Genomic DNA, 11,984 nt, shown 5'->3' with positions numbered 1-11,984 from the left:
GTTCAATTTTAAAACTGAGCGTGCTTTCTCTCATAAACAGCAGGTGCGGAGGGTATCAAAATGCAAGATGTGTCTTATACTCATGTCAAATTGGCTGATTACATTCTCGCAGAGGATCCGGAACTTCTGGTCGGAAATGAAACTGTCATCCGTATTTATAAGAATTTAAAAAGTCATAAAGAACGGGTTACGCATAAAGATATTATTCTTTGCCTGATTCAAAAAATTGAGCAGGAAAGTGATTCGATTAAACAGGATGTATATTTAGAAGCACTTGAGTATGTGGTATACCGTACCCCTGATGATGACACACTATAAAATATCGTCTGTATGGCAATAATTTTTCAAATCAGCCGGGAAAATACACGATACCTCACCGGCTGATGAGTTTACTTTTCTGAGAATCTTTTAACAGACCCGCATAGTTAAAGATTTTGATTCATTAATGTATATTCCTGCTTAATCTCCGGCCACGTAACAACCGGCGCCCCATTTAGCCTGGGCGAAGCAAACAGCGGTCCCTGAAAATTACAGACCCCTGCCGCATCAAGCCACATCCATTCTTCTGGTTTTTCAATACCCGCCGCGATGACCGATATTTCCAAAGAAGAACATAATCTGATAATGGCCTGAATGATGGCTTGTTTGGGTCCGCTGGTATGGATGTCACAAATCATATTGCGGTCAATCATAATCTTATCAGGCTGGCATCGGGTCAACAGCAATAATTCGGCAGATCCGGCGCCAAAATCATCAACGGCCAGGCGCATCCCTGAGGCTTTAAGCTGTTGTAACGCTGTCGCGAAATTATCTTCGCGCGTCGCGACACCGTTTTCTGTGATTGCCACAATAATCTGCTCCGGTACCAGATCATGAGCAACAATCTCACGAAGCAAAAATCCAATCGCGTCGGGTACCCTGACGAGCGTCATAGGCAACAGTTTGATTGACAGCATTTTGTCGCCAATCCCCATCTTTCGGACAAGCGCAAAAGCCAGCTTTTTGGATCGTAAATCGGCTTCATAAATGTTTGGGCCGCTAAGTGCAGAGAAATATTCCATCGGAGAACCGCCACCGGGACCGCACAGACGCGCTTCGTAAGAAATAATCTCTCGACTGAGGGGATCAACAATCGGCTGAAACGTAAAATTGTAATCCTTCATCTCGGGAAAGATAAATCCTGCTTCAGGTTTCAGTGGCTCATCTGCGATAAAGGACCAGGCATCCGCTGGCAAAATTTCGAGATAATTTTCCTTTTCGCGAGCCTGTACAAAGGTGCATAAAAATTGAAGCGCGCGGTCTTCGTAGGTAAGCCGATATTTAGACGTTCCCTTATCCAGGACTGCCTGAAGAACAACATCCTCATGATGATGCCTGAGGTCAAACAGCTCCATCCCTACATTGCCGAAGCGCCGCGACGGTGCGTAATCACGCATGAGAACAACGACATTGTTGTGGCGTTGATCGCTGCAAATCTTGCTATAAATGGCATCGACGGCTTCTTCCGGCCCTTCCAGCAACTGGAAAAAGTGCATTCCGTCAAAAAGCAGAATACCGGTAATGCTACGGCGTTCGTTCTCGATGTTGGCTCGCGACACCATCTCTGCCAGAGAAGCAGGCCGGACAGAGTCGCTGATGTGACTGCGATAGACGAGGGTTAAAAGCATTCAGATATTCCAGGGCAGGCTCCAGTTAAGAACGCCACGATAACAGAAATTTTATTTACGGAAAATTCTCAATTGATTATCTTTCCTTACATATTGTGGCAAGGAATGCCTTGTTGCGCAGGTCCCTGACCATTAAGGATAATGGCGCGGTTGTCGTTTTAGAGGATAATCGCTGATATTCGATTCACTTTCAGGAAGCCAGGGCATGACTCATCAACCCGCACCAGAAGATTTTTACACCGAAAAATACGGTCTGACCCGTACCCACTCAGAAATCATCAACGCAACACATTATGTACAGTCAGGTAAAGCACTGGATTTAGGCTGTGGCAGCGGGCGTAACTCCCTGTATCTTAACCTTAAAGGCTTTGATGTGACGGGTTGGGATAACAACGCCATAAGCGTCGCAAAAGTGAATAATATTATTGCGGCGGAATCCCTGACCAACATCACTATCAGCGAAGCGGATCTGAACACCCACCGTTTCACCGGTGAATATAATTTTATCTTTTCGACCGTAGTAATGATGTTTCTGCAACGCGACAGCATCCCACACATCATTGAAGATATGCATGCAGCCACCGTAACGGGCGGCTATAACCTGATTGTCGCCGCCATGGACAGCCCGGATTATCCGTGCCCGCTGCCTTTCCCGTTCACGTTTAAGCCGGCAGAGTTGCGTGATTATTATCGCGACTGGGAGATAGTGAAATACAACGAGGATGTCGGAGAACTGCATAAACGTGACGAAAACGGACACCGTTATTCGCTGCGTTTTGCGACACTGCTGGCAAGAAAAGTCTGATATCTATGACTCCTTCGCAGGCAAACCCTGCATGTCCTGACTTTTCGACTAGACTTAAAATCCACCCAAAAAGGAGCACGATATGTCATCACAAGACTTTGATAAAGATCCTAACCGTGTGGAAGATAAAGTAGAAAACACGGTCAATGAGTTTGCCGGTGAAGCACAAAAGCAATTTGGAGATTTTGTTGATTCTCCTAAACACCAGCTGAAAGGTGCTGCACGCAAATACTCCGCACAGGCAAGTGAAGCTGTCTCTGACGTGGCGGATAAGATCAAAGAAAATCCGCTGTCGGGATTGATTGCTGCCGGCGCGATTGGCGTGGTGCTGGGGTTGCTTTTAGGCCGCAAATAACCGTTCAGGAGAAAACAGATTTCTCCTAAATAAATGATTCGCATAAAGGAGATAGCATAGTGTTTTCTGTAGCTATCTACAGATACTAAGATACTCCCCTTGTAACGAATCCAATACCCGTCTCCCCTGGCGGGTATTTTTTTGCGCCCGTTTACTCAATCACTGCCCTTTACCGACCAGCTGAGCGGCTTTGACAAAGATCTCATCTTCCAGGCCATCCCCTTTTTTACGTCCGAGCCGTCGTAATTCTTCAATGATGCTTTCCCGGTTAATGACGGTTCCACTGGAAATTAACCCCATAACAGCCGCGCCGATTGCCAGCCCGATCAGACCTGTTTTTTCGCTTTTATCCTTCATTATAACCCCGGTAAATTATTCGAATTTTTAAGGTAACGCTCAGTATCTATAGCTGATGTAATGCCATTTGTCAGAGTTCGCAGATTGCGCAACTTGGCCGGGATCGCATTTTTCTATTAGGGTTAATAGGTATACCTCATCCAACCCATCCAGGAGGAAACGATGACACTCCCCCCTTCACACCTCTCTACTACAGAAGAACTGAGACTCATTGACCGCTACTGGCGGGCCGCCAATTACCTGTCTGTCGGGCAAATTTATCTGATGGATAACCCGTTGCTGCGCGAACCCCTCAAACCTGAGCACATCAAGCCTCGTCTGCTGGGGCACTGGGGCACTACGCCAGGTCTGAATTTTATTTATGCGCACCTCAACCGGGCGATATGCCAGCGTGATCTTGATATTATTTATATCTGCGGTCCGGGTCACGGCGGCCCCGGCATGGTGGCAAATACCTGGCTTGAAGGCAGCTACAGCGAGATTTATCCGCAGATCAGCGAGGATGCCAGCGGAATGCAAAAACTGTTCAGGCAGTTCTCATTCCCCGGTGGCATTCCCAGCCATGCGGCGCCGGAAACACCGGGGTCGATTAACGAGGGCGGCGAACTGGGCTATTCTCTGTCTCATGCGTTCGGCGCAGTATTTGATAATCCTGATCTCATTGCCGCCTGCGTCATTGGCGATGGTGAAGCCGAAACCGGTCCGCTGGCCTCGGGCTGGCACGGCATTAAATTCCTCAATGCCATGCGGGACGGCGCAGTACTGCCGATACTGCATCTTAATGGTTATAAAATTGCTAACCCGACCCTCCTGGGGCGAATGAGCGACGACGATCTACGTCAGTTATTTTCCGGTTATGGTTACGAGCCATTATTTGTCAGCGGACACGAGCCGGAACAGATGCATATTCAGATGGCCCGCGCACTGAACATTTCACTGGATATGATTAAAGATCTCCAGCAACGCGCCCGCGCCGGTACGTCCAACGACGGTGTTCCCGCGTGGCCGATGATCATCCTGCGCAGTCCGAAAGGTTGGACCGGCCCGAAGACCGTTGACGGTAAAAAAGTCGAAGGTTTCTGGCGCGCACATCAGGTGCCGGTATCTTCCTGCCGTGACAACGACGAGCATCGCCAGATCCTTGAAGACTGGATGCGCAGCTACCAGCCTGACGATCTGTTCGATGAACAGGGACGCCTGAAGCCGGAATTACGGGCGCTGGCACCACAGGGGGATAAACGCATGGGTGCCTCGCTCTTCGCCAATGGCGGCAGACTGCGGCGGAAACTGGTGCCGGCAGAACTGGCCAAATTCGCCGTTAAGCTGACCTCACGCGGCGAACCGCAGGTGCAATCAACAGAAATGCTCGGCCGCTATCTGGCCGATATCTTTACCCTCAATCCTGATAACTTCCGTCTGTTCGGCCCGGATGAAACTGCGTCTAACCGGCTCAGCGATGTGTTTAATGTCACCAACCGCACCTGGCTGGAAGACATTGAACCTTACGATGAGCAACTGGCTGCCGATGGCCGGGTGATGGAAATTCTCAGTGAGCATCAGTGTCAGGGCTGGCTGGAAGGTTATTTACTCACCGGACGGCATGGGCTGTTCAACTGCTATGAAGCCTTTATTCATATCGTCGGCTCCATGTTTAATCAGCATGCTAAATGGCTGAAGGTGACCCGTAAATTGCCGTGGCGTCAGCCGATCTCTTCTCTCAACTACCTGCTTTCCTCCCATGTCTGGCGTCAGGATCACAACGGCTACAGCCATCAGGATCCGGGTTTTATGGATCATGTCGCGAACAAGAAAGCCGATATCGTGCGTATTTATCTGCCGCCGGATGCCAATACGTTGTTGTGGGTCGCAGATCACTGTCTGCAAACCTGGGACCGCATCAATGTGATTGTGGCTGGTAAACAACCTGCCCCGCAATGGCTGTCTGCCGACGAAGCCGCAGAACATTGCGCCGCAGGGATGGGCATCTGGCCGTGGGCGGGCCATGAGCCGGACGGAACGGAACCTGATGTAGTGATGGCTTGTGCGGGCGATGTGCCAACCATGGAAACCCTGGCGGCGGTCGATTTATTGCGGGAATATCTGCCGGATCTCAGCGTCCGTGTGGTGAACGTGGTGGATATTATGGCTTTACAGACCCAGGAACAACATCCTCACGGACTGAGCGAAGCTGCTTTTGACCACATTTTCACCCAAAGCAAACCGGTGATTTTCGCTTTCCACGGCTATCCAAGCCTGATTCACCGCTTAACCTACCAGCGCAACAACCACCGCAATTTCCACGTCAGCGGTTTTATGGAAGAAGGCACCACCACCACGCCGTTTGACATGACCGTGCTCAATAAGCTGGATCGCTTTCACCTGGCGCAGGCAGCCATTCTGCATACGGAAAAATTGCAAGGCCAGGCGGATGATGTTCTGGATACGTTGCAAGAGAAAATTGCCGCGCATCATCGCTACGTGCGTGAGTATGGTGAGGATTTGCCTGAAGTTCGTGACTGGAAATGGCCCTCACAACAGGGAAGTGGCGGCGCGCCGGAATAACCTGAGGCGGTGAAACTCTGCCTTGTGCGAAGATTTTCTAAACAGTGCTCCTGTATCCCGGGATAAGAAGGCAAATGGGATTGCTGTCTCTGGGTTGCTTTCGCCGCGGCAAAACTTTCAGTAACGCCTGTTTAAAAATGAGCATGATTCACCACACAAAAGCCACGCAAACATCGCGTGGCTTTTTTCAGAAAATCCTGAACTGTTAAATCATCAGTTTTCCAGCTGGTACGTCAGCGTGATCTCAGCGTTCAGTACCTGAGAAACCGGACAGCCTGCTTTGGCTTTTTTGATGATTTCATCAAATTTATCTTTGTCGATGCCTGGCAGTTTCACTTTACTGTCGAGTGCGATTTTGGTGATCGCAAAACCGCCATCCACTTTATCGAGTGAAACATCAGCAACAGTATCGATGCTTTCCGGCGTGTGCCCGGCTTCACCCAGCATCAGCGAGAGCGCCATGGAGAAGCAGGCTGAGTGCGCCGCACCAATCAGTTCTTCCGGATTGGTGCCTGGCTTGCCTTCAAAACGGGTATTAAATCCATATGGCTGTTCCTTCAGGGCACCACTTTCAGAAGAGATATAGCCTTTACCGTGTTTAATGTCACCTTCCCAGTGTGCCTGTCCTTTCTTATGTATGGTCATCTTTTCCTCCGGTTTGTATTACATTAACTTTAAGTATAGCTTCTGATGAGTGATCCGCGAGGATGACCGGACTGTACGGTCTGCGGACACCTTTTCCATGAATCACAACAACATAGATAACCGGGGAATAAAGCATGTTTAAACCGCAAGATCTCGTTCAGTCCAAAACCGGCGGCCCGAAAATGATTGTCCGGCGCGTTGAGGGCGACACGCTGTGGTGCTCGCGGACAGATGACTTTTCTGCCACAGAAATTTCAGTAAAAGCCGATACCGTCGATTTGTATCATGAAGACGGCGATTTTGGCGTGTGCTGATCACCACATCGATTGACCATTGAGGCCGCCGTGGTGGCCTTTTTATTTCCCATGTATTGCCTCTGCTCCTTTAATGAATTAATATTCGATATTACAGTATAATTATTCATTAAAGGCGGTAATAAATGGACGTCGTTATCCCGGTAGAAAAACAGTTTCAGGCTTATAACAGTCACGATCTCGATACCTTCGTTTCCTGCTACAGCGACGATTTCATCGCATATCGTATGCCAAACATGTCGCCTTCCTTACAGGGCAAAGAAGCACTCAGAACTTTTTACAAGCACCACCGGTTTAACAACGCGGCGTTACGCGCTGAGCTGATTTCGCGAACAGTACTGGGCAATAACGTTTTTGATCATGAAATGATTTACGGGATTTATGACACCCCGGTTAACAGCATTGCCGTATTTGAAGTGGAGAAGGGACTGATTAAAACGGCGTGGTTCTATTTTGAATAGATATTCATTTTAGCCTGTGCATTAAAATAAAAAATCCTGAGATTGTTAAATCCCAGGATTCAATGATTCTACTTCCTGCCTGCTTTACCAGCCTTTTACCGCATCTCCGTGATAGATAGCGTCAGCCGCTTTTACTGTGGCATCCGTCTGATAAGACTCAACCAGTTCCTTCACTGCCTGACTGTCTTTGTTATCTTCCCGTGCCACGATAATATTTACATAAGGTGAATCTTTATCTTCGACAAACAGGCCATTTTTGCCCGGCGTCAGCCCGACCTGTCCTGAATAAGTGGTGTTGATGATTGCCAGTTCAATTTTGTCGTCATCAATGGCGCGCGTCAGCTGCGGTGCTTCGATTTCAACAATTTTGAGATGCCTGGGATTCTCAATGATATCCAGAGACGTTGGCAGCAAACCCACGCCCTCTTTCAGTTTGATCAAACCCTCTTTTTGCAGCAGTAGCAGCGAACGCCCCAGGTTAGTCGGGTCATTAGGTACCGCCACCTGCGCGTTATCACTGAGCTGATCGATGGATTTTATCTTGCGGGAATAGCCTGCAATGGGATAAACAAAGGTTTTCCCCACTTCCACCAGCTTGTAGCCGCGCTCTTTGATCTGCTTATCCAGATAAGGACGGTGCTGAAATGAGTTCACATCAATGTCACCGCTGCTCAGCGCAGAGTTTGGCAACACGAAATCGTTGAAGGTCACGACTTCCACATCAAGGTTGTATTTATCTTTGGCGGTTTTTTTGATGGTTTCCCACATCTGCTGATCAATACCCGCACTGATACCCACTTTAATGTGGTTTTCCTGCGATTTTTGGTCACAAGCACTCAGCGCCAGTGCACCTGCCAGAGACAACGCCAGAACTGAAAATTTTAGTGTTATGCGCATAAAAGTTTTTACTCTTTCCGTGAATAATTAAAATGTTGAAATAACATCGCTGAAGTTCACAGTGTTTCAAAGCAGGTCGTAATGGGCAAATACGAAAAAGAAATAACCAGATACGGGACTGTTATGGGAACGGACAGAAAACAAGCAACTATTGAGTTTCATCTGCCTTACAACGCATAAAACCCGCTCTGCGCGGGTTTTGTCGAAGGAGATACTCTTATGTGGAAAGATTTCCTGATCGTAAACCGATTATTCGCCCGCAGCCTGTAATACCGCAGGCTGAGGGCGGGACAGAAAGATGGTGATGCCTGCCAGCAGTGTCAGCACACCGCCGAGCAGAAAGGCACTGCTGACGCCCGCGTGGTCAGCGAGGATACCACCAGACAATGCACCCAGCGCAAGCGATGTCTGGAAGACACACACCAGCAACGCCGAACCGGTTTCAAACAACGCAGGTGACGCCTGATAGGTCCAGATATTCAGACATACTGGCAGGGCCCCAAAGGCTAATCCCCAGAGAATTACCAGTACACAGGCCAGCGCCAGCGGCACCGGAAACAGCGACAATACCAGCACCGAGACGCTGAGCAGCAGCATGTTGAGCATAAATGCCTTCTTCACACCGAACTCACGGACAGTGATTTCACTGGTCAGTGTGCCTAACAACCCCGCCACACCGTAGCCCATCAGTAACAAAGAAATATTGCCGGCAGAAAGGTGCAGGTTAAACCGCAGCCATGGCTCGAGGTAGGTATAGGCCGCAAAATGACCGCCCGCCATAAATACCCCGATGATCAGCGCATAGCGGATCCCCGCAACTTTCGTGACGCCAAGCATCGCACGCAGGCCGATAGATTGCTGGGCGGGCAGCGAAGGCAGCGCCACCCATTGCAACACAAAAAATGCCAGCGCCAGTACGGCATTGAGCGTAAACGCCATCCGCCAGCCGAACAGATCGCCGATAAAAGCGCCCGCCGGTACACCTGCGACCGTGCCGACCGCCACGCCAGCGGTGATCAGCGAAATGGCCCGTGCACCCTGCTCTTCTGACACCAGCCGTCGTCCGGAGGGAATGGCAAACGACCAAAATCCCCCCACGCCGATGCCCAGAATAATACGTCCGATCAGCAGAATATTGAACGACTGCGCCAGTACGGCGATACCGTTGGCCACGATCACCGTTGCGCTGAGCAACAACAGTAAGGTGCGGCGATCCATTTTTCGGGCAAACAACATAATCAGCGGCGCAGAAATTGCAGCCACTAAACCGGGCAACATCACCGCCAGCCCCGCATGCCCTTCGGTAATGCCCAGAGACTGGGCGATCGGCGAAAGTAAACCGATCGGCAAAAATTCAGTATTAACCAGCGCGAAGGTGCCGCAGGCCAGTGAGAAAACCGCCAGCCAGCGGCGGAACGCAGAAGTTTCTGGCCGGGTGTCCAGCGATGAGCACTCAGTCATTTTATTATCCTTAGCAAGGTGAACTATTTCATGTCTGTATAATCTGGCTAATAAACGTGATCACTATCACAGGGTCAAGGCATTTTCATAATGAGTGTTAGGGTATTTCTTATCCGCCTGCCGGATAAGCCAGTCTCCGCCTGCCATGCCGGCTGCAGAGGTACGCGGAGGTTCAACTGAAAAAGGCACATACAGATAATGCGGACAGAAAATCTCTCCACATATAAGTATGTTGTAACTAATGTGCAAAAACAGTGAAATTAACCGCCGGATACGGCGGTCAAAAAATGATGGAAGACAACACGGGAGTACCGGGGTTAATGCGACACTGATTTTGAATAAAGCTGGATGATCATAATACCGAGGGCGATGCAGCCCATGCCAATCAGCGCAGGCGTATCAAGCCGTTGTTTGTAGATGAAAAATGACATTGTCGACACAAGGAAAATCCCCATTCCTGCCCAGATAGCATAGGCGATGCCGATATTCATCACTTTAACAACCTGGGAAAGTCCGTAAAACGATATGGCATAACCTACAATCACAATGACGCTCGGAACTAACCGGGTAAATCCATTGGATGCCTTCATCATCGTGGTAGCCAGCGTTTCAGCGCAGATAGAAACAGCAAGGATCAGATATATTTTGAACATAACACCTTCTGAATATGAAATTTAAAAAAATAATACCATACCCCGCCCTCCGGTATTTAACGCAATTAACCTCCTCTTCTGACCAAAATGATTGAAAACGACGGGGACGCAGACATTCAGTGATTTCCTATTTTTACAACAGGTGCAATTTCAAGCAAATCTTTTCTGTCATGCTGGATAAGATGTGGGTTCGAAGTTTTTAAGGTGGCGAAACCAATGTCTATTTCATTGACGACGAGAGAATTTATACTTTCATCTTTAGAGAAAGTGGGTGTTGACAATAGGAAGCTGGCAGCAATCGCAGAGGGCGCTGAAATCTACGGACCTGAAGGCTTACTTGACTCAATACATTTAGTGGGTTTCATCGCAGAAATGGGTGAGTGGATGGAAACCAGAACCGATTCATCCGGGAGTTTTTTTGATATCCTTGATGGCGATCTGTTCGAAAACTTCAAAAATATCAATGAAATTGAAGCGCTGTTAAGCCGGAGGTATAGCCATGTTAGCTTTTCCTCCTGACAGCCGGTTTATCAGCGCAGAAAAAATCGAAGACATTTGTTATCAGCGTCTGGCTGACCAGGTTCCGACACCTTTCTATGCCTACAGCGCATCGCAAATACGGGCAGACTTTTCAGCGTTAAAAAATTCACTTCCTGATGATATTCACTATTTTTATTCGCTTAAAGCGAATCCGAATAAAGCGTTAGCACGCCTGTTAAACCAGGCCGGAACAGGCTGTGAAGTATGTTCTCTGGCAGAACTCGAAACGGTATTAAGTCAGGGCGTCGAGCCGCAAGATATTATTTTCGTCGGCCCCGGAAAATACATTGCTGAATTAACGCAATGTTGTCGTATTGGTATTAAAGCTGTCGTCATAGAATCCATTGAAGAAATGAAACTGCTCAATGACATTGCAGCAAGCATGGGCGTTATACAAACCATTGCGTTACGCATCAACCCGGACTTTATTGGCGAAAAAGCCAAACTGGTGATGAGCGGCAAGCCCCGGCAATTTGGCATAGACGAACAACTTTTACCACAGGCCTTTTCCTGTGTCGGGCAGCAGAGTCATTTACGGCTCGCGGGGATCCACATTTATCTCGGTACGCGGATCCTTGACTGGCAGGCACTGGCTAAAAATACTTTGAATATTCTGTCGCTGGCCGAATCTTTGCAGAATACCTACAAGATTCATTTTGATTTTGTTGATGTCGGCGGAGGTTTTGGTGTCCGGTATTTTGACAAAGAAAAAGCGCTGGATATTGATTCGCTGGGTGATGCGTTAGCGGACATTATCCGTACTTATCACGAAAATTTCCCCCGGTGTAAAATTATCGTCGAGTTGGGCAGGTATCTGATTGCCCGCGCCGGTGTTTTCGTTACCCGGGTTAACTACCTCAAGCCCTCGCGGGATGAATGGTTCGCGGTTTGTGACGGAGGTGCCAACTGTCACGGCAGTGCGGCAGGGATCAATTCTTTGATTCGCCGTAATTTTCCCATGGCCCGCCTGGGTGAAACCCGCTCCGACCAACAATATCGTTACCAGGTCACCGGGCCGCTTTGCACACCCACAGATTTATTAGGCGAGAACGTTATGCTGGCTGAACTGCGTCCAGGTGATCTTATTGGCATCGGACATTCAGGCGCTTACGGGGCCAGTGCCTCACCGGTAAACTTTTTAGGTTTTGGTCATCCTGCCGAAATTCTGGTGGAGAAAGATCAGGCTTTTCTTATCCGGACCGCAGATAACATTGAAACATTATTGGCGCCTCAGATTTGTCAGCCATTATCTGTTGCGAACGCCTAA

14 protein-coding genes are annotated in these 11,984 nt (G+C 48.8%); 8 read left to right on the top strand and 6 right to left on the bottom strand.

Features of this window, described 5'->3' with window-relative positions; all coding sequences use genetic code 11:
* Positions 1 to 60: 60 nt before the first annotated feature.
* The gene (locus tag ACOZIO_RS12415) at positions 61 to 318 is read left to right on the top strand and encodes a biofilm development regulator YmgB/AriR family protein (RefSeq protein ID WP_129953439.1); all 258 of its coding nucleotides are present in this window, start codon (positions 61 to 63) and stop codon (positions 316 to 318) included.
* A gap of 107 nt (positions 319 to 425) precedes the next feature.
* On the opposite strand, the gene ACOZIO_RS12410 is transcribed toward ACOZIO_RS12415, so the two are convergent.
* Complete coding sequence (locus ACOZIO_RS12410) at positions 426 to 1,667, bottom strand: diguanylate phosphodiesterase (RefSeq protein WP_421595324.1); 1,242 nt, start codon at positions 1,665 to 1,667, stop codon at positions 426 to 428.
* A gap of 205 nt (positions 1,668 to 1,872) precedes the next feature.
* Between ACOZIO_RS12410 and tehB the strand changes: the two genes are divergently transcribed.
* Both tehB and ACOZIO_RS12400 read left to right on the top strand, forming a co-directional pair.
* Entirely contained in the window at positions 1,873 to 2,472 is a 600-nt protein-coding gene (gene tehB, locus ACOZIO_RS12405; protein WP_235174350.1) for a tellurite resistance methyltransferase TehB, read from the top strand.
* A gap of 82 nt (positions 2,473 to 2,554) precedes the next feature.
* Entirely contained in the window at positions 2,555 to 2,827 is a 273-nt protein-coding gene (locus tag ACOZIO_RS12400) for a DUF883 family protein (protein ID WP_129953436.1), read from the top strand.
* A 159-nt stretch (positions 2,828 to 2,986) separates the two neighbouring features.
* On the opposite strand, the gene ACOZIO_RS12395 is transcribed toward ACOZIO_RS12400, so the two are convergent.
* Positions 2,987 to 3,184, bottom strand: coding sequence for a hypothetical protein (locus ACOZIO_RS12395; RefSeq protein WP_129953435.1), 198 nt, complete (start codon positions 3,182 to 3,184; stop codon positions 2,987 to 2,989).
* Between the two features lie 162 nt (positions 3,185 to 3,346).
* On the opposite strand from ACOZIO_RS12395, the gene ACOZIO_RS12390 reads away from it, so the two are divergent.
* The gene (locus tag ACOZIO_RS12390; protein ID WP_421595323.1) at positions 3,347 to 5,746 is read left to right on the top strand and encodes a phosphoketolase family protein; all 2,400 of its coding nucleotides are present in this window, start codon (positions 3,347 to 3,349) and stop codon (positions 5,744 to 5,746) included.
* Between the two features lie 213 nt (positions 5,747 to 5,959).
* Here the strand turns inward: ACOZIO_RS12390 and ACOZIO_RS12385 are convergent, their stop codons facing one another.
* Complete coding sequence (locus ACOZIO_RS12385) at positions 5,960 to 6,391, bottom strand: OsmC family protein (RefSeq protein ID WP_129953433.1); 432 nt, start codon at positions 6,389 to 6,391, stop codon at positions 5,960 to 5,962.
* A gap of 134 nt (positions 6,392 to 6,525) precedes the next feature.
* Between ACOZIO_RS12385 and ACOZIO_RS12380 the strand changes: the two genes are divergently transcribed.
* Positions 6,526 to 6,705 (top strand): DUF2158 domain-containing protein, encoded by a 180-nt coding sequence (locus tag ACOZIO_RS12380; protein WP_129953432.1) that lies wholly within the window; start codon positions 6,526 to 6,528, stop codon positions 6,703 to 6,705.
* A 125-nt stretch (positions 6,706 to 6,830) separates the two neighbouring features.
* Positions 6,831 to 7,166 (top strand): nuclear transport factor 2 family protein, encoded by a 336-nt coding sequence (locus ACOZIO_RS12375; protein WP_129953431.1) that lies wholly within the window; start codon positions 6,831 to 6,833, stop codon positions 7,164 to 7,166.
* Positions 7,167 to 7,250: 84 nt separating this feature from the next.
* Here the strand turns inward: ACOZIO_RS12375 and metQ are convergent, their stop codons facing one another.
* The 3 genes from metQ to ACOZIO_RS12360 all read right to left on the bottom strand — a co-directional run bounded on the left by metQ (position 7,251) and on the right by ACOZIO_RS12360 (position 10,177).
* Complete coding sequence (gene metQ, locus ACOZIO_RS12370) at positions 7,251 to 8,063, bottom strand: methionine ABC transporter substrate-binding lipoprotein MetQ (RefSeq protein WP_129953430.1); 813 nt, start codon at positions 8,061 to 8,063, stop codon at positions 7,251 to 7,253.
* A gap of 249 nt (positions 8,064 to 8,312) precedes the next feature.
* The gene (locus tag ACOZIO_RS12365; RefSeq protein ID WP_129953429.1) at positions 8,313 to 9,524 is read right to left on the bottom strand and encodes an MFS transporter; all 1,212 of its coding nucleotides are present in this window, start codon (positions 9,522 to 9,524) and stop codon (positions 8,313 to 8,315) included.
* A gap of 317 nt (positions 9,525 to 9,841) precedes the next feature.
* The gene (locus ACOZIO_RS12360) at positions 9,842 to 10,177 is read right to left on the bottom strand and encodes a DMT family transporter (RefSeq protein ID WP_129953428.1); all 336 of its coding nucleotides are present in this window, start codon (positions 10,175 to 10,177) and stop codon (positions 9,842 to 9,844) included.
* 216 nt (positions 10,178 to 10,393) lie between these two features.
* Between ACOZIO_RS12360 and ACOZIO_RS12355 the strand changes: the two genes are divergently transcribed.
* Positions 10,394 to 10,696: a hypothetical protein gene (locus tag ACOZIO_RS12355; RefSeq protein ID WP_129953427.1), complete on the top strand. Its 303-nt coding sequence runs from the start codon at positions 10,394 to 10,396 to the stop codon at positions 10,694 to 10,696.
* Positions 10,677 to 11,984 carry a diaminopimelate decarboxylase gene (locus ACOZIO_RS12350; protein WP_129991079.1) on the top strand — a complete coding sequence of 436 codons (1,308 nt, stop codon included), beginning with the start codon at positions 10,677 to 10,679 and terminating at the stop codon, positions 11,982 to 11,984. Before ACOZIO_RS12355 ends, ACOZIO_RS12350 begins: the two co-directional genes overlap by 20 nt.

Source organism: Rahnella sp. PD4, assembly GCF_049199325.1.
Taxonomy (GTDB): domain Bacteria; phylum Pseudomonadota; class Gammaproteobacteria; order Enterobacterales; family Enterobacteriaceae; genus Rahnella; species Rahnella perminowiae.
This window is presented reverse-complemented; position numbering and strand designations above follow the sequence as displayed.

What these genes read in the sequence shown, in the direction of transcription:
- ACOZIO_RS12390 (WP_421595323.1), top strand. Translation starts at nt 3,347, where the DNA reads ATGACACTCCCCCCTTCACACCTCTCTACTACAGAAGAACTGAGACTC.
- tehB (WP_235174350.1), top strand. Translation starts at nt 1,873, where the DNA reads ATGACTCATCAACCCGCACCAGAAGATTTTTACACCGAAAAATACGGT.
- ACOZIO_RS12385 (WP_129953433.1), bottom strand. Translation starts at nt 6,391, where the DNA reads ATGACCATACATAAGAAAGGACAGGCACACTGGGAAGGTGACATTAAA.
- ACOZIO_RS12355 (WP_129953427.1), top strand. Translation starts at nt 10,394, where the DNA reads ATGTCTATTTCATTGACGACGAGAGAATTTATACTTTCATCTTTAGAG.
- ACOZIO_RS12415 (WP_129953439.1), top strand. Translation starts at nt 61, where the DNA reads ATGCAAGATGTGTCTTATACTCATGTCAAATTGGCTGATTACATTCTC.
- ACOZIO_RS12395 (WP_129953435.1), bottom strand. Translation starts at nt 3,184, where the DNA reads ATGAAGGATAAAAGCGAAAAAACAGGTCTGATCGGGCTGGCAATCGGC.
- ACOZIO_RS12400 (WP_129953436.1), top strand. Translation starts at nt 2,555, where the DNA reads ATGTCATCACAAGACTTTGATAAAGATCCTAACCGTGTGGAAGATAAA.
- ACOZIO_RS12365 (WP_129953429.1), bottom strand. Translation starts at nt 9,524, where the DNA reads ATGACTGAGTGCTCATCGCTGGACACCCGGCCAGAAACTTCTGCGTTC.
- ACOZIO_RS12380 (WP_129953432.1), top strand. Translation starts at nt 6,526, where the DNA reads ATGTTTAAACCGCAAGATCTCGTTCAGTCCAAAACCGGCGGCCCGAAA.
- metQ (WP_129953430.1), bottom strand. Translation starts at nt 8,063, where the DNA reads ATGCGCATAACACTAAAATTTTCAGTTCTGGCGTTGTCTCTGGCAGGT.
- ACOZIO_RS12360 (WP_129953428.1), bottom strand. Translation starts at nt 10,177, where the DNA reads ATGTTCAAAATATATCTGATCCTTGCTGTTTCTATCTGCGCTGAAACG.
- ACOZIO_RS12375 (WP_129953431.1), top strand. Translation starts at nt 6,831, where the DNA reads ATGGACGTCGTTATCCCGGTAGAAAAACAGTTTCAGGCTTATAACAGT.
- ACOZIO_RS12410 (WP_421595324.1), bottom strand. Translation starts at nt 1,667, where the DNA reads ATGCTTTTAACCCTCGTCTATCGCAGTCACATCAGCGACTCTGTCCGG.
- ACOZIO_RS12350 (WP_129991079.1), top strand. Translation starts at nt 10,677, where the DNA reads ATGTTAGCTTTTCCTCCTGACAGCCGGTTTATCAGCGCAGAAAAAATC.